The sequence below is a fragment of the Sandaracinobacteroides sp. A072 genome (assembly GCF_052616365.1).
This window is the reverse complement of the sequence record NZ_JBQXGU010000001.1, coordinates 266167-287153: the sequence shown is the minus strand read 5'-3', so window position 1 is coordinate 287153 and position 20987 is coordinate 266167. Positions and strand designations below refer to the sequence as shown.

General features: G+C 70.4%; 22 protein-coding genes. 15 read left to right on the top strand and 7 right to left on the bottom strand.

Features of this window, described 5'->3' with window-relative positions:
- The first annotated feature begins 87 nt into the window (after window positions 1–87).
- Genes ACUJ46_RS01405 through ACUJ46_RS01395 form a run of 3 tightly spaced genes read left to right on the top strand, consistent with a single transcriptional unit; the run spans window position 88 to window position 2927 of the window.
- Window positions 88–1125, top strand: a complete 1038-nt coding sequence (locus tag ACUJ46_RS01405; RefSeq protein WP_445388674.1) for a phosphotransferase family protein — start codon at window positions 88–90, stop codon at window positions 1123–1125.
- Entirely contained in the window at window positions 1122–2360 is a 1239-nt protein-coding gene (locus tag ACUJ46_RS01400; RefSeq protein ID WP_445388673.1) for an acyl-CoA dehydrogenase family protein, read from the top strand. Before ACUJ46_RS01405 ends, ACUJ46_RS01400 begins: the two co-directional genes overlap by 4 nt.
- Window positions 2361–2390: 30 nt before the next feature.
- The gene (locus ACUJ46_RS01395; protein ID WP_445388672.1) at window positions 2391–2927 is read left to right on the top strand and encodes an NUDIX hydrolase; all 537 of its coding nucleotides are present in this window, start codon (window positions 2391–2393) and stop codon (window positions 2925–2927) included.
- A 36-nt stretch (window positions 2928–2963) separates the two neighbouring features.
- On the opposite strand, the gene ACUJ46_RS01390 is transcribed toward ACUJ46_RS01395, so the two are convergent.
- The 7 genes from ACUJ46_RS01390 to ACUJ46_RS01360 form a co-directional block, all read right to left on the bottom strand.
- The gene (locus tag ACUJ46_RS01390) at window positions 2964–3176 is read right to left on the bottom strand and encodes a ribbon-helix-helix domain-containing protein (protein ID WP_445388671.1); all 213 of its coding nucleotides are present in this window, start codon (window positions 3174–3176) and stop codon (window positions 2964–2966) included.
- 22 nt (window positions 3177–3198) lie between these two features.
- Window positions 3199–3921, bottom strand: a complete 723-nt coding sequence (gene phbB / locus ACUJ46_RS01385) for an acetoacetyl-CoA reductase (RefSeq protein ID WP_445388670.1) — start codon at window positions 3919–3921, stop codon at window positions 3199–3201.
- A gap of 29 nt (window positions 3922–3950) precedes the next feature.
- Window positions 3951–4985 carry a ferrochelatase gene (hemH, locus tag ACUJ46_RS01380; RefSeq protein ID WP_445388669.1) on the bottom strand — a complete coding sequence of 345 codons (1035 nt, stop codon included), beginning with the start codon at window positions 4983–4985 and terminating at the stop codon, window positions 3951–3953.
- A 1-nt stretch (window position 4986) separates the two neighbouring features.
- A complete protein-coding gene (locus ACUJ46_RS01375) occupies window positions 4987–7251 on the bottom strand; it encodes a molybdopterin cofactor-binding domain-containing protein (protein ID WP_445388668.1) in 2265 nt (754 codons plus the stop codon).
- A 77-nt stretch (window positions 7252–7328) separates the two neighbouring features.
- The gene (locus tag ACUJ46_RS01370) at window positions 7329–7844 is read right to left on the bottom strand and encodes a glycosyltransferase (RefSeq protein ID WP_445388667.1); all 516 of its coding nucleotides are present in this window, start codon (window positions 7842–7844) and stop codon (window positions 7329–7331) included.
- Window positions 7841–8326: a glucuronosyltransferase gene (locus ACUJ46_RS01365; RefSeq protein ID WP_445388666.1), complete on the bottom strand. Its 486-nt coding sequence runs from the start codon at window positions 8324–8326 to the stop codon at window positions 7841–7843. Before ACUJ46_RS01365 ends, ACUJ46_RS01370 begins: the two co-directional genes overlap by 4 nt.
- Window positions 8327–8429: 103 nt before the next feature.
- The gene (locus tag ACUJ46_RS01360; RefSeq protein WP_445388665.1) at window positions 8430–9629 is read right to left on the bottom strand and encodes an acyl-CoA dehydrogenase; all 1200 of its coding nucleotides are present in this window, start codon (window positions 9627–9629) and stop codon (window positions 8430–8432) included.
- 91 nt (window positions 9630–9720) lie between these two features.
- Here ACUJ46_RS01360 and ACUJ46_RS01355 point away from each other — a divergent pair, with 91 nt between their 5' ends.
- From ACUJ46_RS01355 to ACUJ46_RS01300, 12 genes are all read left to right on the top strand, one after another.
- Window positions 9721–10929, top strand: coding sequence for a multidrug effflux MFS transporter (locus tag ACUJ46_RS01355; protein WP_445388664.1), 1209 nt, complete (start codon window positions 9721–9723; stop codon window positions 10927–10929).
- Window positions 10917–11345 (top strand): alternative ribosome rescue aminoacyl-tRNA hydrolase ArfB, encoded by a 429-nt coding sequence (arfB, locus tag ACUJ46_RS01350; RefSeq protein ID WP_445388663.1) that lies wholly within the window; start codon window positions 10917–10919, stop codon window positions 11343–11345. The genes ACUJ46_RS01355 and arfB overlap by 13 nt, the downstream gene beginning before the upstream one ends.
- Window positions 11346–11632: 287 nt before the next feature.
- Window positions 11633–12787: a sigma 54-interacting transcriptional regulator gene (locus ACUJ46_RS01345; protein ID WP_445388662.1), complete on the top strand. Its 1155-nt coding sequence runs from the start codon at window positions 11633–11635 to the stop codon at window positions 12785–12787.
- Window positions 12784–13140 (top strand): flagellar hook-basal body complex protein FliE, encoded by a 357-nt coding sequence (locus ACUJ46_RS01340; protein WP_445388661.1) that lies wholly within the window; start codon window positions 12784–12786, stop codon window positions 13138–13140. Before ACUJ46_RS01345 ends, ACUJ46_RS01340 begins: the two co-directional genes overlap by 4 nt.
- Before the next feature lies 1 nt (window position 13141).
- The gene (gene fliF, locus ACUJ46_RS01335) at window positions 13142–14785 is read left to right on the top strand and encodes a flagellar basal-body MS-ring/collar protein FliF (RefSeq protein ID WP_445388660.1); all 1644 of its coding nucleotides are present in this window, start codon (window positions 13142–13144) and stop codon (window positions 14783–14785) included.
- A 3-nt stretch (window positions 14786–14788) separates the two neighbouring features.
- Window positions 14789–15775, top strand: a complete 987-nt coding sequence (locus ACUJ46_RS01330; RefSeq protein ID WP_445388659.1) for a flagellar motor switch protein FliG — start codon at window positions 14789–14791, stop codon at window positions 15773–15775.
- Window positions 15768–16439 carry a FliH/SctL family protein gene (locus ACUJ46_RS01325; RefSeq protein WP_445388658.1) on the top strand — a complete coding sequence of 224 codons (672 nt, stop codon included), beginning with the start codon at window positions 15768–15770 and terminating at the stop codon, window positions 16437–16439. Before ACUJ46_RS01330 ends, ACUJ46_RS01325 begins: the two co-directional genes overlap by 8 nt.
- Window positions 16436–17767, top strand: a complete 1332-nt coding sequence (locus tag ACUJ46_RS01320; RefSeq protein ID WP_445388657.1) for a FliI/YscN family ATPase — start codon at window positions 16436–16438, stop codon at window positions 17765–17767. The genes ACUJ46_RS01325 and ACUJ46_RS01320 overlap by 4 nt, the downstream gene beginning before the upstream one ends.
- A 4-nt stretch (window positions 17768–17771) precedes the next feature.
- Window positions 17772–18209 (top strand): hypothetical protein, encoded by a 438-nt coding sequence (locus ACUJ46_RS01315; protein ID WP_445388656.1) that lies wholly within the window; start codon window positions 17772–17774, stop codon window positions 18207–18209.
- Complete coding sequence (locus ACUJ46_RS01310) at window positions 18202–19470, top strand: hypothetical protein (RefSeq protein ID WP_445388655.1); 1269 nt, start codon at window positions 18202–18204, stop codon at window positions 19468–19470. Before ACUJ46_RS01315 ends, ACUJ46_RS01310 begins: the two co-directional genes overlap by 8 nt.
- Window positions 19463–19960, top strand: a complete 498-nt coding sequence (locus tag ACUJ46_RS01305; protein WP_445388654.1) for a flagellar basal body-associated FliL family protein — start codon at window positions 19463–19465, stop codon at window positions 19958–19960. Before ACUJ46_RS01310 ends, ACUJ46_RS01305 begins: the two co-directional genes overlap by 8 nt.
- An 8-nt stretch (window positions 19961–19968) precedes the next feature.
- The gene (locus ACUJ46_RS01300; RefSeq protein ID WP_445388653.1) at window positions 19969–20910 is read left to right on the top strand and encodes a FliM/FliN family flagellar motor C-terminal domain-containing protein; all 942 of its coding nucleotides are present in this window, start codon (window positions 19969–19971) and stop codon (window positions 20908–20910) included.
- Window positions 20911–20987: the final 77 nt, after the last annotated feature.

Sequence of the window (20987 nt, the reverse complement as noted above, 5' to 3'; positions counted from 1 at the left end):
GGCAGGGGGGGCGCATTGTCGCTTCCCGGCCCTTCCTGACATTGCTGCGCATTGCGCCCGGGCGCCGGCGCGGGCAATAGGCGGGGCATGAGCTTCCGCCCCGATGCCACCCCGCAGGACTGGCCCGCCATCGCCGCCCATCTTGCCGCGGCCGGCCACAGGCTCGACCTGTCCGAGGCGCCGCGCCAGTTCAGCGGCGGCCTTGCCAATCTCAACTATCGCGTGCGGCTGGATGGCGGCCCGGCGGTCTTCCGCCGCCCGCCGGCCGGGCCGCTGGCCCATGGCGCCTCGGACATGGCGCGCGAAGCGAAGGTGCTGGGGCGGCTGCACCCGCATTTCCCCCTTGCCCCGCGGCTCATCCATGCCTGCCTCGAAGACAGCCCGATCGATGCCCCCTTCCAGCTGATCGAATGGCGGCCGGGCCATGCCGTGGGCGGCACCCTGCCGCAAGGCTTCACCGTGGCCGACGCGGGCTGGATGGCGGACGCGCTGTGCAGCGCCATGGCCGGCCTCCATGCACTGGACCCGGAGGCCGTCGGCCTCGGCGATCTCGGCAAGCCGACGGGCTTTGCGGAACGGCAGCTGCGCGGCTGGACAAAGCGCGCCGGGGCGGCCTTCGGGGCCGATGCGCCGCCCGCGCTCGCCCCGCTGCTGGCGCGCCTGGCGGAAACCCTGCCCCAGGACGCGCCCGCCCGGCTGCTGCACATGGACCCCAAGTTCGACAATCTGCTGCTGGACCCCGAAGCCCGCATCGCCACCGCCCTCATCGACTGGGACATGGGCACGCTCGGGCCGCCGGCCTTTGATCTCGCCGTGCTGCTTTCCTACTGGATCGAACCATCTGACCCGGCCGACACGCACAGTCTGGAAGCGCTGCCCTCCCTTCTGCCCGGCTGGCCCGGGCGCGATGCGGTGCTCGATGCCTATGCAAGGGCGGCCGGCACGCTGCCGCCCGCACTCGGCTGGCACCTGGCGCTGGCGCGGCTCAGGCTCGCCACCGCCTGGATGCAGCTCTACCGGCTTTGGCAGCACGGCTCGCTCAAGGGCGATCGCTACAGCGGTTTTTCCCATCTGGCCGGGGCCATTCTGGCCCATGCCCTCGAACACTCTGGAGACATCGGATGATCGATTTCAGCCTCACCCCGGATCTCGCAGCGCTCGCACAGCGCGTGCGGGCCTTCGTCACCGACGAGATCATCCCCTATGAGCGCGATCCCCGCCTCACCCAGCATGGACCCAATGATTCCCTGCGGCAGGAAATGGTGGAAAAGGCGCGCACGGCCGGCCTGCTCACCATCCAGGCGCCCAAGCGCTTCGGCGGCATGGGCCTCACCCATTGCGAGGCAGCCGTTGTGCTGGAAGCCGCCGGCTGGTCCACCCTTGGCCCCGTCGCCATGAACTGCGCCGCCCCCGACGAGGGGAACATGTTCATCCTGTCGAAGATCACCAATGACGCGCAGGCCGAGCGCTTCCTGCGCCCCTGCATCGAAGGGCACCGCCGCTCCGTCTTCGCCATGACCGAGCCGGACGGCGCCGGCTCCGACCCCGCCCAGCTGAAGACCGAAGCCGTCTTCGATGGCGAAACCTACACCATCAACGGCCTTAAATGGCTGATCACCGGGGCCAATGGCGCCAGGACCTGGATCATCATGGCCCGGGTGATGCCCAACGCCCATGGCCCGGATGGCCCCACCCTTTTCCTGTGCGAGGGCGACACGCCCGGCATCGAGATCGAGCGGGTGATGAACTCGATGGACCGCAACTATGTCGAAGGGCATGGCGTCGTCCGCTTCAACAATCTGCGCCTGCCCAAGGATGCGCTGCTGGGCGAAGTGGGGCAGGCCTTCCGCTATGCCCAGATGCGCCTCGCGCCCGCGCGGATGACCCACTGCATGCGCTGGCTGGGGGCGGCAAGCCGCGCCCAGGCCATCGCCATCGACCATGCCCGCACCCGCACCGCCTTCGGCAAGCCCATCGGCGAGCACCAGGGCGTGTCGTTCATGCTGGCCGAGAACGAGATCGACCTGAAGGTGAGCCGCCTGCTGATCTGGCAGACGGCCTGGCTGATGGACCAGGGCGTGAAGGGCCGGCACGAAAGCTCGATCGCCAAGGCCGAGATTTCCGAGCGCCTGTTCCGCGTCACCGACCGCTGCGTGCAGGTTCTTGGCGGAATCGGCGTCACCGACGAGACGGTCGTGGAAATGATCTATCGCGACATGCGCGCCTTCCGCCTTTATGACGGCCCGACCGAAGTGCACAAATATGCCATCGGCCGCCAGCTGATGCGCTTCGGCAGCGAATTCACTGCCACGCCGGCCGCCGACGGCCTGCCGCTGCCGCTGGTTCCGGCGGCTGGCTGAGCGGCAGCCGGGAAGCGGGCCAGAAGCGGTATGAGCAGCGGGCCGGAATCCGGTGGCCGGGTGGTCTGGAAGGGCCGCTTCCTTGAAATGCATGTCGCCCCCTGGGGCGAGGGTGGCCAGTGGGAATATACCCGCCGCGTCGGCGGCATCGATGCCGCCGTCATCCTCGCCCTGACGGACGCGGGGGAGATGCTGCTCGTCGAGCAGTATCGCCCGCCGCTCGGGCGCAACTGCATCGAGCTGCCGGCAGGCCTCGTCGGCGACGACACCGCCGACGAGGATCCGCTGGATTCCGCCCGGCGCGAACTGGTCGAGGAAACCGGCTACGAAGCCAGCCACTGGGAAGGCTATGGCGAATTCGCCTCCTCGCCCGGAATGGTCGGTGAAATCTTCCATTTCTATCGCGCCACCGGGCTCAGCAAGGTCGGCCCGGGCGGCGGTGTCTCAAGCGAGAATATCCGCGTGCATGTCGTGCCGTTGGAAAAGGTGCCGGCCTTCATCGCCGAAGCCCGCGAACGCGGCTGCGCCATCGACACCCGCCTGCTGATCGGCCTGAACCTCCTCTGAGGGAAGAGCATCCCGCAGTGGCAGGCCCGCGCCCTGTCAGCCGGGCGCATCCGCCCGTGCACGGCGCAGCAACGCCACCCGGATCGCGCTGGCCAGCGGGGTGCTGCGCGCTTCATCCAGCGCGGTGATCCAGGCGGTGGGGCTGAGGCCGTCAGCCGCCACGGCCGCATCGAAGGCTGCCCAGAATTCCGGCTCCAGCGCCACCGACGTGCGGTGGCCCTGAATGGTGAAGCTGCGCTTCACAAGCATGGCGTGCAGCCCGGCTGCCCTGTCAGTACATGTGCTGGCCGCCGTTGATGCTCAGCGTCGACCCGGTGATGAAGCCCGCATCCTCGGAGCAGAGGAAGGCGACACCGCGCGCGATCTCCTCGGCATGGCCGAGGCGGCCGACGGGAATCTTCGCCACGATCTTCTGCAGCACCTCGGCCGGCACGGCCGCCACCATGTCCGTGTCGATGTAGCCGGGCGCGATGGCGTTCACCGTCACGCCGAATTTGGCCCCTTCCTGCGCCAGCGCCTTGGTGAAGCCATGGATGCCGCTTTTCGCGGCGGCATAGTTCACCTGCCCATATTGCCCGGCCTGGCCGTTGATCGAGCCGATGTTGACGATGCGGCCCCAGCCGCGCTCGCGCATGCCGGGAAAGGTGGCCTTGGCCATGTTGAAGCAGCCGCCGAGATTGACGTCGATCACTTCCTTCCAGGCTTCGAACGTCATCCTGAGGAGGGTTCCGTCGCGGGTGATGCCGGCATTGTTCACCACCGCGTCCACCGGTCCCAGTTCGGCCTCGATCGCCTTCACGCTGTCGAGCGTCGCCTGATGGTCGGCGACGTTCCATTTCCAGGCCCTGATGCCATGGCGCTCAGTGAAGGCCTTCGCCCTGTCATCGCTGCCGACATAGTTTGCGGCAACGGTGAAGCCCGCCTCCTTCAGCGCCACGCAAATGGCTTCGCCAATGCCTCGCGTACCCCCGGTCACTACTGCAACACGCCCCATCGACACTCTCCCGAAGTGAGGTGTGAAGCCTAGACCGGCGCTCCCCACCCGGCAAGCGATTCACCAAGGATCGTCCGCAGCATTTCCATACCCTCGGCGCTGTCGTTGAGGCAGGGAATGGCGGCGAATTTCTCCCCCCCGGCGTCGAGGAAGGCATCGCGCACTTCCTGCGCGATTTCCTCCAGCGTCTCGATGCAGTCGGCTGAAAATCCGGGTGTCATCACGGCCAGCCGCTTCACCCCGGCGCGGGCCATCTCCTCGGCCAGCGGCTGGGTGTAGGGCTTCAGCCATTCGGCCCTGCCGAAGAGTGACTGGAAGGCGACCGGCATGCGCTCGGCCGGCCAGCCCATCGCCTCGCGCAGCAGGCGGGCGGTCTTCTGGCACTGGCAATGATAGGGGTCGCCAAGGTCGAGCGTGCGGCGCGGCATGCCATGGAAGCTGAGGATGATGCGCTCGGGCTCGTAATCCAGCCCTTCGAGCGCCCGCACGAGCGATGCCCTGAGCGCCGCGATATGGGCCGGGTGGTCATGATAGGGCGGCAGCGTCCGCACGGCGGGCATCCAGCGTTCCCTTGCAAGCAGGCGGAACAGTTCCTGCTGCACCGTGCCCGTCGTGGCGCTGGAATATTGCGGGTAGAGCGGCGCGATCACCAGCCGGTCGCAGCCGGCGGCGCGCAGCGCGTCCAGCCGCGATTCGATGGAAGGGTTGCCGTAGCGCATGGCGTAATCGACGATCACGTCCGGGCCGAACACCCCTTCGAGCGCGCGCGCCTGCGCCGCCGTGATCACCCGCAGCGGGCTGTCATTGGCCGTGCGATCCCAGATCTTCGCATAGTTGGCGGCCGTCTTCTTCGGCCTTGTGTTGAGGATGATGCCGCGCAGGATCGGCTGCCACAGCATGGCCGGAAGCTCGACCACGCGCCGGTCTGAAAGAAACTGCCTGAGATAGGGGCGGACGGCGTCGGCCGTCGGCGCATCGGGCGAGCCGAGGTTGACAAGAAGCAGGCCGACCTTGCCGATGGCGACAGGCGGGTGCCCGGCGGGAAGCTTTGCGGATTCGCGCATCTCAGGCTCCGTAGCTCTGGCCGAGCGGCAGGTTGCGGGCGCGGCGCCCGGTGGCGACGAACAGCGCATTGGCGAGTGCGGGCGCCGCCGGCGGCAGGCCCGGCTCGCCCACGCCGCCAAGCGGCCCGTCGCTGGTCAGGATCACGCTGCTGATCCGGCGTGGCGCATCGGCCAGCCGCATCACGGGGTAGCTGTGGAAATTCTGCTCCTCGATCTGGCCATCAGCGAAGCGCACGGCCTCCCCCATGGCGGCCGACAGGCCCATGATGGCGGCCCCTTCGAGCTGGGCGCGCACCGAATCGGGCGCGATGGCGCGGCCGCAGTCGATGGCGACCGCCACGTCGCCGATCCGCACCTGGCCGTCGATCACGCCGGCCTCAACCACCATGGCGACGATCGAACCGAAGCTTTCGTGAAGCGCGATGCCGCGGCCGAAGCCCTTGTCCAGCCCGTCGCCCCAGCGCCCGGCGTCGGCCGCCGCCTTCAGCACGGCGGCATGGCGGGGCCTGTCCTTCAGCAGGCCAAGGCGGAAGGACAGCGGATCAGCGCGGACTGAATGGGCGAGTTCGTCGATGAAGCTTTCGATGATGAAGCCCGAAAAACTGTGCCCCACGGCGCGCCAGTAGCCCAGCGGCACGGGCTGTTCGAGCGGCAGGTGCACCGCCCGGAAGGCCTGGGTGGCATAGGGGATTTCGGCTGCCCCCTCGATGGCGCCGGCGTTCGGCTTGTCGCCGGAGGGCGCGAAGCGCTTCATGTTGCGGCCCATGAAGCTGGTGTTGACGGATGGCACCGCGACACGCGCCTCGAAGGCGGCAAGCGCCATGCCCTCGCCATCGTCTGCCACCCGGCCACGCAGCCGGGCCGCCACCGGCGGGCGGAAACGGTCGGCCGCCATGTCCTCCTCGCGGCTCCAGATGAGCTGCACCGGCTTGCCGACCGCTTTCGCGATCAGCGCCGCCTGCACCATGCAGTCCGGCTCTGCCTTGCGGCCGAAACCACCGCCAAGCAGCGTCGGGTGGATGACGACATCATGGCTGTCGATCCCAAGCGCCTCGGCCACCTGCCAATGGGCGAGCGTGAGCGACTGGGTCGGCCCCCAGACTTCCGCCCGGCCATCGGTGATGCGGGCGGTCGCCGTCATTGGCTCCATGCAGGCATGGGCAAGAAAGGGCAGGCTGTAATCGGCGGTGACGGGGCTGTCGCCAAGTGCTGAATCCACGTCCCCTTCACCGGCCACGGCGTCGCCTTCGCTGCCGGATGCAAGGCGCGCCAGTTCCGTCTGGATCCAGGGGCCGGCCTTGCGCCCTTCGGCGGCAAAGCTCGCCTTCACGCTTTCGAGCGCGCGCTTCGCTTCCCAGCTGGTGATGCCGATGGCGGCCACCCAGTCCGGGCCTTTCACCATCTGGATGCCCTTGGGCGCCGAAGCGCTGACCAGCGCGCCGCCGCCCACCGGGCCGTGGCGGATGGCGGCATAGACCATGCCGGGCAGGCGCACATCGGCCCCGAAGCGCGCCGTTCCATCCACCTTGGGCGGCAGGTCGAGGCGGGGAAGCGCCTTGCCGTCGAGTGGCCGGGCGGATGCCGGGCGAAGCGCAGGGGCGGGCGGTTCGGCCTCCAGGTCCACCAGCGCCACGGCATCGGCAAAGCTCATGCGGTTGGCCTTGTAGACGACATGGCCATTGGCGGTGTCCACCTCTTTTGCCGTGACCCCCCATTCCCTTGCCGCTGCCGCAATCAGCCAGGCGCGCGCTTCGGCCGCTGCCTGCCGCACGATGTCGTGATAGCCCTTCATCGAGGTGCTGCCGCCCGTCATGTGCAGGTTCAGGCGGCGGACGACCCCTTCGCCAGCCCAGCCGGCCAGCCCGCGGAAGACGCTGGGCAGCCCTTCCACCCCTTCCTTGACCAGCCCGACATGGGCATAGGCCGGGTGCCATGGGGCGGGTTCCACCGCCATCATGTTCCAGTTCGCCCCCAGTTCGTCAGCGACGATCTGGGCGAAGCCGGAATAGATGCCCTGCCCCATCTCGGCCTGCGGCACGGCAACCGTCACGCGCCCGCCGGGGGTGATCTTCACCCATGGGCCAAGCAGTGTCTCGCCTTCGGTTGCATCCCACGCGTTGGGCCACTGGCGCGGCCAAATCGCATAGCCCACGGCCAGCCCCAGGGCCGCCCCGGTGCCGATGAGGAAGCCGCGTCGCGTCGGTTTGAAGCGCGAGGCCGTCCCCGTGGTGGCGGGTTTTTTCGCGTCGGTGCTGGTCTTCTGCATGGGACGACGCCCTAGCATGGCGGCCCGGCGGCTGAACAGCGCCAGCCTGCCGCATGAAGCCGCACACCGGACCGCAATCAGCCGGGCCGGCCGCCGCCTTCCGCGCCGCCATGGATGAAGGCGCGCAAAGTCCCGATCAGCGCTGGCGAGGCCTCGGGCGAAAGCGCCGCCGCCCCGTCGCTGCCCGCTGCCAGCAGCCGGTCGATCAGCGGCCCCACCTCGTCCGGCGCCCAAGCGACAGCAACGCCCGGCCGGTCGCGGAACTTCTGCGCGGTCGCCAGCTGATGCTCGTTGCGATGCTCGCCAAGGGCAGCGCTGCGCGGCATGATGATGAGCGGCTTTGCCCATGTAAGGGCCGAAATGATCGAGCCCATGCCGGCATGGGCGACAAGAAGATCGCAGGCTTCCAGCTTCTGCTGGTAGACATCCGCCGCGATGAACTCGCACCATTCGAAATGGCGCGGACGGTAGCTGTCGGGCTTCAGCCCGCCGAGCTGGCCGAACACCGGCACGGCATGGGCGGCGGCCCATTCATCCACTGCCTTCACCAGCCGGTCGAACGGCTCCTGCGTGCCGATCGTCAGGAAGATCACAGCACCGCCCCGCGATAGCCCGGCCCGCCGGGCCGTGCCAGTTCGGGCCATTGGGTGAGCCACAGATGGGCGTGCGGCCCGGCCTTTGCGCCGGAAAGGGACAGTTCCGCTGCATTGGCGATGCTGTCGAGCCAGCAGCAGCGCGCGCCCATCAGGCGGCCGAGCCGGATTGCGAAATAGCCCGCCGAAGCGCCAGTGGTGATGATCACGTCGGGCCGCACCTTCAGCAGGATCAGCGCGACATCGACAAGCTGTCGCACAAGGCGCAGCTTCTGCCAGCGGTTGGCATCGGTGAAGACATGATAGCCGGGGGCGGCCTGCCCGCGCGCCCGCGCCATGTCGGCCACGCGCGCGCGGAAATCCGGTGTGGACGTGGCGTAATGAACCTCGCAGCCCTCCCAGGCAGGCGCCAGCCGCAGCAGCTGCACCCAGTGCCCCCCGGTGGAGGAAAGCGCGAGAACGCGCGGCGGACGCCCTGCCATGCTTCCAGACCCCCTGCTCGGGCACGACTGCGCGCCCCGGTAACGCGGTATTGCCTTCGCCTAACAGCACGGTCCCAAGGCGGCAACCGGGCCGCAACACTCCTTAACCGAAGGCCTGGATCCCCGTCTGCGCCCGGCCGAGGATCAGCGCATGGATGTCGTGCGTGCCCTCATAGGTGTTCACGGCCTCCAGGTTCATCACGTGGCGGATCACGCCATAGTCGTCGGAAATGCCGTTGCCGCCATGCATGTCGCGGGCGGTGCGCGCGATATCCAGCGCCTTGCCGCAATTGTTGCGCTTCAGCAGGGAAATGGCTTCCGGCGCGAGGCGGCCCTCGTCCATCAGCCGCCCGGCGCGCAGCGCCATCAGCAGGCCGAGGCTGATTTCCGTCTGCATGTCGGCCAGCTTCTTCTGCACCAGCTGGGTGGCGGCGAGCGGCCGGCCGAACTGGCTGCGGTCGAGCGTGTAGCGCCGCGCGGCATGCCAGCAGAATTCGGCCGCGCCCATGGCCCCCCAGCCGATGCCGTAGCGGGCATTGTTGAGGCAACCAAACGGCCCCTTCAGCCCGTGCACATGGGGCAGCAGCCGGTCCTCGGGCAGGAAGACATCCTCCAGCACGATCTCGCCCGTCACCCATGCGCGCAGGGAAAATTTGCCCGTGATCTTCGGCGTGGAAAGCCCCTTGTCGGCGCGCAGCACCACAAAGCCCCTGATCTGCTCGCCCAGCCCGTCATCGAGGTCGCATTTCGCCCACACCACGAACAGGTCGGCGAAGGGGGCGCTGGTGATCCACATCTTGGCGCCGCTGATGCGGAAACCGCCCGGCGCGCGGACGGCCACCGTCTTCATGCCGGCCGGGTCGGAGCCAGCATCGGGTTCCGTGAGGCCGAAGGCGCCGATCCATTCGCCCGTGGCGAGCTTCGGCAGCCAGGCTTCGCGCTGGGCTTCGGTGCCATAGGCATGGATGGGATACATCACCAGCGACGACTGGACGGAAAAGGCCGAGCGATAGGCGCTATCCACCCGCTCCACCTCGCGCGCGGCCAGCCCGTAGGCGACATAGGAAACCCCCGCGCAGCCATAGCCCCTGATGGTGGGGCCAAGCAGCCCGGCCTCGCCGAAGGCGCGCATCAGGCTGCGGTCGCAGCTTTCGTGGCGGTTGGCCTCCTTCACGATGGGGGCGAGGTGGCGCGCAGCGAAGGCGCGGGCGCTGTCGCGCACCATGCGTTCCTCGTCCGTCAGTTCGGATTCGATGAGAAAGGGGTCTGCCCAGTCGAAGGAAGGCCATGGCCGGCTGGTCATCGAAGAATCCTTGCGCAGATGATTGCCCGTCACCGGAATAGAGCGCCGGCGACGGGGTGCCAAGCCGGGCGGGCCGTGCTAGCTGCGGCGGATGCACGCGACGCACGGCGCCACCAGACCCTCGGTCGGCCTCATCATCCTTCTCGGCACGCTGACAGCCTTCGGGGCGATCTCGATTGATCTCTACCTGCCCGCCATGCCGGCGATCGCCGCCCATTTCGACCAGCCGCCGGCGGCCGCGCAGGCCAGCATGTCGGCCTTCTTCGCCGGCATGGCCATCGGCCAGCTGGGCCTTGGCCCGCTTTCGGATCGCATCGGCAGGCGGCCGCCCCTGATCGCGGGGGCGTTTCTCTATACGCTGGCCTCGCTGGCGCTGGCCGCCGCGCCCAGCCTCGATGCGCTGACAGCCGGCCGCTTCGTGCAGGCGCTGGGGGCCTGCGCCGGGGTGGTGGTGGCCCGCGCCATCGTGCGGGACAGGTTCGACACGGTCGAATCCGCCCGGCTCTTCAGCCTGATGTTCCTGGTGCTGGCGATTGCGCCCATGCTTGCGCCCTCGCTCGGCGCGCTGATGCTGAAGCTCTTCGGCTGGCAATCCATCTTCCTGCTGCTGGCGGTCTTCGGCCTGATATCGGGCATCGCCGTCTTCTTCGGTCTTTCCGAAAGCCGCAGCGACGAGACAGCCGCGCTGGCCGCCAGCGAAAACGCCCTGCAAAGCTATGTCGCGGCCCTGCGGGATCGCCGGGTGCTGGGCTTCGTGCTGGGCGGCGCGCTCAATGGCGCGGCGCTCTTCACCTACATCGCCACATCGCCCGCGCTGTTCATGGGCCATTACGGGCAGAGCGCCGCCGCCTTCGGCTGGATCTTCGCCCTGAACGCGGGCGGGCTCATCATCGCCAGCCAGCTGAACCGCCTGGCGCTGCGCCACCATGCACCGCAGCGGATTGCGCGGGTGGCCGTGATGGTCGCCACGGGCTTCAGCCTGCTGCTGGTGCTTGCCGCCATCACCGGGCTTGCCACCATGTGGGTGGCCATGGCCCTCATCTTCCTCAGCATGGGCAGCTACGGCTTCGTTTCCAGCAACAGCATGGCGCTTGCCCTGTCGGCAATGCCCACGCGCGCGGGCGCCATTTCGGCGCTGCTGGGCGCGGGCTCGTTCGCAAGCGGGGCGCTGGCCAGCGCGCTCACCGCGCCGTTCGCCGATGCCGGGCCGATCACCACAGCCCTCGCCATGGCCGCAGGCTTTGCCGGATCGGCCTATGCGCTCCTCAGGCTTGCCGGGCTGGGCCGATGGACCGGCTGATCCCCATATGCCGCGGGCTCGCCCTGCACGAGGACGAGCTGGAATTCCGCTTCGTCCGGGCGTCGGGGCCGGGCGGGCAGAATGTGAACAAGGTCTCGACAGCAGTGGAGCTGCGGTTCGATCTGGCGCGTTCACCCTCGCTGCCCGATGCCGTGAAGCAGCGGGCGGCGCGCCTGGCGGGCAGCCGCCTGTCTCTGGATGGTGTGATCCGCATCTTCGCGGAACGGTTCCGCAGCCAGCCCGCCAACCGCGAGGATGCGGTTGACCGGCTGGTGGCGCTGCTGGCCGAGGCCGCCGTGCCGCCGAAACCCCGCCGCCCCACCCGGCCCGGTGCCGGTGCGCGCGCGCGGCGGCTGGATTCCAAGCGCCGCCGCAGCGACGTGAAATCGACGCGCGGGCGCCCAAGGGACGATTGAGCGCAACGCCACAGCTGCGCTGCACCGTCAATTTTCTGACACCCGGCGTTGCGAAGCGTCAGGATCCTGACGCCTGAAAGGCGCAGAGGCCATGCCCGGCAGAGGGCGCACCCTTCGCCGGCAGGCTGGCATGCTTCTTGCTTCTGGTCCTCCCGGCGGAAGAACGGCCACGCCCGCGATTTCTTGCATCGAAGTCGATGGCAGGCCGCCAACCGCCGCATTTCAGGGCGCGCAACCGGAAATCGCGGCAGAAAGACGGGGCACGACGGATGAACGCAGACCAGGGCATGGGCCGTGAAGAAATAGGCGCAACCGACCCCTGCGGCCCAAGGCAGGCAAGGCTTGCCGCATGGCTTGCCGGCCGCCATGCGGATCATGATGCAGGCAAGGATAATGGCAGGCCAGTAATCGAAGGGCCGGTAATCGAAGGGCCGGTAATCGCGGACCCCGTCACCAAGGCCCTGTTTGCCGAGGCCGCCGCCGCCGCCGCCAGCAACGCCACCATTCTCGTCACTGGCCCGTCGGGCGCGGGCAAGGAGGTGATGGCGCGCTTCCTTCACGACAGGAGCGCCCGGCGCAGCGGCCCCTTCCTCGCCATCAACTGCGCGGCCCTGCCCGAGACCATGCTGGAAGCGCTGCTGTTCGGCCATGAACGCGGCGCCTTCACCGGGGCGCATGGGCAGCAGCCCGGCCTGTTCCGCGCCGCATCGGGCGGCACCCTCTTCCTCGACGAAATCGGCGAACTGCCGCTGGCGCTGCAGGCCAAGCTGCTGCGCGCCGTGGAGCAGCGCGAAATTCTGCCACTGGGCGCGACTGCCCCCGTGCGGGTGGATGTGCGGCTGCTGGCCGCCACCAACCGCGATCTTGAAGCCGAAGCCGCCGTCGGGCGATTCCGCGAGGATCTGCGCTGGCGGCTGGCGGTCTTTCCGCTGGCCCTGCCGCCGCTGGCGCGCCGCCCGCTGGATATTGTGCCGCTCGCGGCTGCGCTTGTGGCGCGGCTGGGGGGCGATCCGCGCGCCATCGGCGAAGACGCGCTCATCCGGCTGGAAGCCCATGGCTGGCCGGGCAATGTGCGCGAGCTTTCGAACGTGCTGGAACGCGCGCTGATCCTTGCCGCCGGCGGCCCGCTGGAAGCGCGCCATATCCGCATCGAGGGCACCGCCCGCGCACCGATGCCGGCCGCACCAGCCTGCGCCCTGCCCAAGGCCATCCCCCCGCAGGGCGAGCTTGCCCACGCCGTCCGCGCGCGGGAGGCCGAGGCCATCCGCCTGGCGCTCGCCAACAGCGGCGGCCGGCGGATCGAGGCAGCCCGCCGCCTCGGCATTTCCGAACGCACCCTGCGCTACAAGCTGGCCGCCCTCGACGGGCGGCCGCGCCGCGCGGCCTGCGCCGCCCCAGCGCGCGAAATGGTGCGGGAAATGGCGCGGGAGACGCTGCAGTGAACGGCATCGACCGCTCCCTCGGGCTTTCCGGCGTGCTCGCGCTCAGGGCCTCCATCCTCGAGCGCGCCACCCATCTGTCCGCACCGCTGGCGGCCCCCGCCGCCGCCCTGAAGGGACAGGCCGGCCGGGACGGCGGCGGCTTCGGCGCCGCCATGACCGAGGCGATTGCAGCGGTGAACGGCCAGCAGGCACGCAGCGCGGCGGCCTCGGCTGCCTGGGAACGGGGCGAAACCCATGACATCGCCGCCGTGATGCTGGAACGGCAGAAGGCCTCCATCGCCTTCGAGGCGACGCTCCAGGCCCGCAACCGCCTGCTGTCCGCCTATCGCGACATCATGAACATGCCGGTGTGACATGGTGGATAGCGCAAAACCCGACGCGACACGCTCCCTGCCCTTTCGCCCCGACGGCACGGCGGATGACGAAGGCGGCGCGGCATCCCTGACAGCCCGGCTGGGGCAGTGGCGCGACAACCCGCTGGCTGCGCGCGCCTTCTGGCCCGCCATGGGGGCATCGGCGCTCGCGCTCGGGCTGATCGCCTATCTAGCCCTTTCCCCGGCCGGGCGCAGCCCGCTCTACGGCCAGCTTCCCGATGCCGACAAGGCAGCGGTCGTCTCGGCCCTTGAAGGGGCGGGCCTCGATGTCGCGCTCGACCCGCGCACCGGCGCCGTGCTGCTGCCACCCGACGATCATGCCCGCGCGCGCATGCTGCTGGCGGCACAGGGCCTGCCGAAGGCCGCGCCAGCCGCCACCGACATGCTGATGGACCTGCCGCTGGGCGCGAGCCGCGCGGTGGAGGGCGCGCGCCTGAAGGCCGCCGGCGAACGCGATCTCGCCCGCGCGATCGAATCCCTCGATGGCGTGGACTCGGCGCTGGTGCTCATCGCCCGGCCGGAGCCTTCCCCCTTCATCCGCGAACAGGCACCCCCGACGGCCTCTGTCACGCTGACACTGGCGCCGGGCCGGTCGCTCGGCGCCAGCCAGGCGCGCGCCATCGTCCACCTGGTGGCCGGCGCCGTTCCGGGCCTGCGGCCCGATCAGGTGGCCATCGCCGACCAGAGCGGCCGGCTGCTGGCCGGCGGCGCCGAAGCCCGCGACCGCATGATCGAAGACCGGCTGGCGCTTCGGGCACGCATGGAAGCGCGGGCGCGCGAAGCCATCCTCAGCGTGCTGAACCCGATGCTGGGGCCTGGCAATGTAACGGCCGAAGTGGCGATCGAACTGGATTTCGCGTCCCGCGCCGCCGCCCAGGAAAGCTATGAACGGGAAGGCGCGCTACGGTCGGAGCAGACAAGTCGTTCCACCACGCGCCAGCCGCGCGCCATCGGCATTCCCGGCGCCCTCACCAACAGCCTGCCATCGGCCGCCACGGTCACGGCCGCGCCGCCGCCAGCCGCCCCGCCTGCTGAAAACCAGGCAAGCGATGAATCCGCCACCCGCAATTACGAACTGGGCCGCTCGGTGGAAGTGACCAGCCGAACGGGCGGCGAAATCCGCCGGCTGACGGCAGCGGTTGCCGTCAGGGCCGATGCCCTCGGCCCGGCCGAAGGCCGCGCCCGCATGCTGGCCGAAATCCGCGAACTGGCGGAAGCCGCAGTCGGCCATGACGCATCGCGCGGCGACAGGATCGCCGTAGCGGCACGCCCCTTCGCCCCCCCGGCCGATAACGCGCCGCCGCTGTGGCGCGATCCGCTGGCCATCGAGGGCGCGAAATGGCTGGCCACGGCGCTGGTCATCATCGCCTTGCTGGCGCTGGTGGTGCGACCCATGCTGGCGCGATGGCTGCCGCCCGCCGCCCGCCTGCGCAATGGCGCGGCCGAAGGCGTGGCGGCATCCGGCCCCATCGCCCTTACCTCCATCCCCGTGCCGGAAGAGCCGCTGCACGCGCCCGTCGATTATGCCGGCAAGCTGGAAGAAGCCCGCCGGCTGGCCGCCAGCGACAACGCCCGCGCAACACTGGTCGCCCGCCGGCTGCTGGCGGCGCCTTCGGAAGGTTGAGCCATGCTTTCAGGTGCCGAAAAGACAGCGCTTCTCCTGCTGCTTCTGGAAGAACCGGAAGCCGCCGCCCTGCTGGCGCGGCTGGACCCGGCGGAAGTGGAGCTTGTGGGCCGGGCCATGCTTTCGGTGGCCGACGCAAGCCCGGCCACCATCGACGCCCTGCTGGACGAAGTGCTGGCCATCGCGCGCGAGACGGTCGCCGTGGGCGAAGGTCCGCCGACAGTGCGCGGCCTGTTCGGCCGGGCGTTGGGCGAAGACCGCGCCGGCGGCATGATCGAGCGGCTGGGCGAAGAAGCGCGCGCCCCGCTTTTCGAGCGGCTGCAATGGCTTGAGCCGCACGCCATCGCCAGCCTGCTGGATGGGGAGCACCCGCAGGCGCAGGCCGTGGTGCTGGCCCAGATGCCGGGGGAGCGTGCCGCCAAGGTCCTCGCCCGCCTGCCAAAGGACGTGCAGCCCGATCTGGTGCGGCGGGTGGCGACGCTTGGCCCGGTCAGCCCGCATGCACTCGAAGCACTCGACCAGGCGCTGGCCGACCGGATCGCCGTGGCGCGTCCGCGCCAGCCGGTCAGCAATCTGGGCGGCATGAAGCGGGCCGCCGATCTCATCAACATGGCCGGGCTCGACGAGGATGTGGCGCTGCAGGCGCTGTCCGCCGCAGACCCGACCGCCGCCGAAGTGCTCGCGGAAACCCTCTTCACCTTCGCCGACCTTGCGATGCTCGATGACCGGGCGCTGCAATCGGTGCTGAGAACCCTTGAGGCGGAGCTGCTCATCCCGGCGCTGCGGGCAGCGCCCGACGACCTGCGCGCACGGCTGCTGGCGGCCATGCCGCAGCGCGCGGCCCAGGCGCTGGAAGACGAAATGGACAACCGCGGCCCGGTGAAGATCGAGGAAGCGCAAACGGCGCAAAAGCAGATCGCGGCCGCGGCCCGGCGGCTGGCTGCCGACGGCGCGATCAGCCTGCCCGGCAAGGGGCCGGCTTATGTTTGAGGGGCCAGTCCTGCCCGGCGGGGAACCGCAGCCCTTCAAGGAACAGGGCGCGGCGGCAGCCCGGGCTGTGCCGCTTACAAGCCTGTTCCAGTCCGCGCCGGAAGGCCCCGCGCTCGACTGGCTGCTGGCCGAAGCCGAAGCCCGCGGCCGGGCGGAAGGCGCGGGCGAAGCCGAAGCCCGGCTCATGGCGCGCCTTGACGCAGGCGAACAGGCGCTTGCCGCAGCACAGGCGGACCATGCCAGAGCGCTCGCTGCCATGGAAGAGGCGCATCAGGCCGCGACCATGGCGCTGGCGACCGCGCTCGATGCGGCATTGTCGGACAGTCTGGCCCTGCTCGGCATCGCCGTGGCGCGGGCCGTGCTGGCGGCCGAACCGGCGACCGGGCCGGAAACCCTTTCCGCCCTTCTGGCCGATGTGCTGGGACAACTTCCCGAAGGGGCGGCCGGCACGCTCTTTGTCAGCCCCTGCATGGTGCAGCGGGCAGGCGCCATGCGCCCGGCGGGCTGGCGCGTCGCGACGGACCCGGCGCTCGGACCCGGCGCGGTGCGCGCCGATGTCGATGCCGCCAGCTTCGCCAGCAGCCTCGCCAGCCGGCTCGCCCAGCTGGAAGCGCGGCTGCAGGACGCCCCGCCACCGGAAGACCGGCTGGAGGATTGCGCATGAGCAAAAGCCCGGCCCTTGGCAGGCGCGCGGAAGCGCTGGCGCGGCTGGCGGCCGCCACCGCCTTCCGGCCCGAAGCCGGCGGGCGCATCCGCGCCTTCGACGGCATGCTGCTGCGGGCCGAAGGCCTGCACGCGCCGGTTGGCGCGCTGGTGCGGGTGGATGCCGATGGCGGCGAGCTGCTTGCCGAAGTCGCCGGTTTCCGCAGCGGGGATCTTCTGCTGATGGCGCTGTCGCGTGGCGCCGTCGCCCCCGGTGCGCGGGCTGTGCTGGCGGGCCAGGCCGACAGGGTGGCCGTGGGTCCGGGGCTGATGGGGCGGGTTGTCGATGCCATGGGCGCGCCCGCCGATGGCCTGCCCCCACCCCGTGCCGAATCCCGCTGGCCCCTGCATGGCGCTCCGCTTCCGGCGCTGGACAGGGCCGAGGTGACGGCGCCGCTGCCCACGGGCGTTCGCGCCATCGACATGCTGCTGACCCTCGGCCGGGGGCAGCGCATGGGCCTGATCGCCGGAAGCGGCGTCGGCAAATCGGTGCTGATGCAGCAGCTTGTCGCCGGTGCGGCTGCCGATGCGGTGGTGGTGGCGCTGATCGGCGAGCGCGGGCGCGAGATCGCCGGCTTCGTCGGGGCGCTGGCCGATTCCGCCCGCGCCCGCACCCATGTGATCGCCGTGCCGGCAGACCATGCCGCCCCGCTTCGCCTTCGCGGCGCGCTGTCTGCCCTTGCCGTATCGGAATGGCTGCGCGCCCGGGGGCAGCATGTGCTGCTGCTGATGGACAGCCTGACCCGTGTTGCCCATGCCCAGCGCGAAATCGGCCTGGCCACGGGGGAACCGCCCGGCCCGCGCGGCTACCCGGCATCGGCTCTGGCCCTCATTGCGCAACTGGTTGAGCGCGCGGGCAACGATGCCCGCACGGGCGGCGCGGTGACGGCGCTGTTCACCGTGCTGGCCGATGGCGACGATGTGGTGGGCGACCCGGTGGTGGATGCCGCGCGCGGCGTTCTGGACGGCCATGTGGTGCTGGACCGGGAAATCGCGGCGCGCGGGCGCTTTCCGGCGATCGACCTCGGCCACAGCATCAGCCGCACCATGGCGGCCTGTGTCAGCCCGGCCCACATGGCTGCGGCCACGACGCTGAGGAAGGATCAGGCAAGGCTCGACTCCAGCCGCGACCTGATCGCCATGGGGGCCTATGCACCGGGCCGCGACCCGGCGCTGGATGCAGCCCTTGCCCGCGAGATTTCGCTCGAAGCCTTCCTTGCCCAGAAGCGCGACGAGAGGGCCGCCTGGCCCGACAGCCTCGACCGGCTTCTGGCCGGCTGGGGAGGCTGAGCCGATGGCCGATTCCCACCGCCTGCGGCTTCTCGAACGGCTTGCCCGGGCCGAGGACATCGCGCGCCGGCAGCATATGCTGGATGCCGCCCGCGCGCTTGCCGAAGCCGGCGAAGCCAGCGCCCTTGCCCGCCGGGCCGAGGCGCTGATCGAATCCAGCCCGGCGGCCAGCGGGACTGTTGCCGGGCTTGCCGGGGCGGCGGGGCTGCGGGCGCTGCTCGGCCCGGCGGCGGAAACGGCGCACAAGCGTGCTGCCGAAGCCGACCAGAGGGCAAGGGTGGCGGAGGATGCACTGGCCCGCCGGGCGGCGCGCGCCCGGCGGATCGACAGGCGGCTGGAAACGGAAAGGCACGGACAGACCCTGCTGGCCGTGCAGAAGGCGGAAGATCGCGCGCCACCGCCACGCCCACGCAAGAGGCCAGGGGAAACGGCGGATGCTTGAGATGCCGACAGGCCCGGCCCTTCCGGAACGGGCAGACGAGGTGCTGAGCCCCGTCGGCAGGAGCGCCAGCCGGCGCGGAAAGGCAGCGCCTGCCGAGGATTCGGGCGCGCCCGATTTCGCCGCCCTGCTGGAAGCGCCGATGCCCCCAGTCCAGCCCTCCCAGCCCTCCCAGCCATCCCCAGCGCTTCCGGCTCCGGCAAAGGGCGCGGATGGCGCCGGGCACGCGAACGGGGACGAAAAGGAGACAGCCGGAAGCCGGAAGGCCGGGCGCGCACAGGAGGATGCCACCGGGCTGGCGCTGCCACCCCTCGACATTCTGGCCCGGATGCAGGCCGAACGGCCTGATGGGCAGGCTGGCGTGTCGCTGGCTGCGCGGGGCAGTGAAAGTGGAAGGGTGAAAGACGCGCCGCCGGCTGGCCCGGCCGATGCTGCGACGTTACTTGCTGCAGGGTCACTGGCCGCAGGGTCACTGGCCGCCAGCACATCGTCCGAAGCACGGGCGCTACCCGCCACGGAAAAGGCGGAAACATTGACCGCCGGGACCCGCAAACCGGTGCCAGATCAGGGTTCCAGTCAGGCCCCGGATCAGGCCCCGGATCAGGGCCAGGATCAGGGCCAGGATCAGGGCCAAAATCAGGGCCGCAACCCGGCCCGGAACATGGCGCCCGAACCAGTCATGCCGCACAGGGCGGACATCGCCCCGCAGTTGGCCACAACCGCCCTGTCTCGGCCGCTTGCCATGCCTGCACCCGGCCAGCCGGCGGCGGGGCCACCCCCGGCCATGGCCGGCGCGGCAGCTGCGGACGCGACCGCCGTCATGGACATGCCCGTCGCCGCCACCCTGCGCATCGGGCTCGACCGGCTGCAGCGCCTCGACCTACACTTCACCACTGCCAGCGCCCCGGTCGCGGCGCGGCTGGAGCAGGGCATCGACAGCTTGCAAGCCGAACTCGAAGCCATGGGCACCCAGGTCGAGCGGATCCGCATCGAAGCTGCACCCGATGCAGCCCTGCCCGCTGCACCGGAAGAAACCCGGCCCGGCGAAGATTTGCAGGAAGATCGGGCGGAAAGGCCCGACAATAGCCGGCAGGAAAACCGCGACACACCGGGCGGCTCCGGCCAGCCCGGCCGGCGGGCGGGGCAGGATGGCGCGGCACTCCAGCTCTTCGCATGTGCGCAACTGACCCGCCACGCGGATGAAACCAGCGCCGCCGCCACATCGTCGGCCGGGGCGAACGGAAGGATTGACCAATATGCCTGAAACGCCCCCCGCATCCGGTGATGCGCCACCCCGGCCCGGCCTCGTGAAGCGGCTGGCCCTGCCCCTGCTGTTCCTCGTCACCGGCGTGGCGGCGGGGGTTGGCGGCTCCATCTTCGTGCCGCCGCTGCTGCCCGCCGCCGAAAACCCGGACAAGGCCCCCACGCCCCGGCATGCGCCGCTGGAATATGTGGAAATCGACAACAGCTTCACCGCCAATCTGAAGGATACCGGGCGCTTCGTGCAGGTGCGGGTGGCCATTTCCACCCAGGGCGGGCAGCCGGTTGTCGATGCCGTGGAACGGCACCGCATCGCCATCATCGCCGCCGTGCTCGCGATCCTGGCCGATACCGGGGAAGAGGAACTGGCCGCACCCGATGGCCGCGACCGGCTGACTCGGCGGATGCGGGTCTCGATCAACGATGTCCTGCAGCGAAAGAGCGGGATCGCCGGGGTCGATGACGTGTTCCTCACCAGCTACGTCGTTCAATAGGCCCGGCGATGATGGGAACACCCCATGCCGCGCCGGTAGAGACAGCGGGACCGGGCCGCGCCCTTTCCTGGCCGCAGGCCATGCCGGCCGGAGACACGCCCGAAGGCGCCGCCAGCGCCCCGCCAATCGCGGCAGGCGGCCCCGACCTCCCGGGCTTCGCGGCAACGCTGGGGCCGGAGCTGGGCCGGCTTTTCGGCTGCCGCATAACGGCGCGCCGGCTATCCGGCCCGGAGGACAGCGGAACCGGCCCGGCCCTGCCGCGCGGCTGCATGAGCCTCGCCAGCCTCGACCCCCTCGATGGCGCCCCGCGCCTTCACCTTGCAACCGATGGCCCCGGCGCCAGCCTTTTCCTCGAACAGCTGTTTGGCGCCCGCAAGCCCGGGCTGGTGGCCGCCGGGAAGGACGCGGATGCGGAGCCGGCGGGCACGCCCTCTGCCCTGCCGCCCATCCTTGCCGCCCTGCCACCGGGCAGCGCATCATGGATGAGCCTGTGCGGCCTTGCGGCAGAGGCAGCAGGGCGGGCGCTGGCGGCACATGGCCAGCCGGCCGGCGCGGTGCGGATCGCCGCGCGCGCGGCCGCGCCAGACGCCCGGCTGAGTATCGTGGCATGCCTGGCCCTCGATCTCGACGGGCAGGCGGCGCGGCTCTGGCTGCTGCGGGATCCGCCCCCGGTCACGCCGGCCCCGGCGCACGATGTGGCAGCCTGGCGCAGCCGGGCCGTGGCGCGCGCCCTTGAAATCGACCTGCCGGTGGCGCTGCGGCTGGCGGAAACCCGCGTTCCGGTTTCCGAACTCGCCGCCCTTCGTCCCGGCGACATCCTGCCCCTCGCCCGCCCGAAACAGCTTGGGGTGATGGTGGCGGGCCGCTGCATCGCCGGGATTCCGGCCGATGAACTGGCCGCACGCACCGGGTCGGAAAAGGGCACAGCCAGAAGGGAAGAGGACCGTTGAACGCCATTCCACCTCCGATCACGCCTCCGGTCGCGCCTCCGGTCGACAGGGATCAGGCACAGGACGCGCAAGAAGGG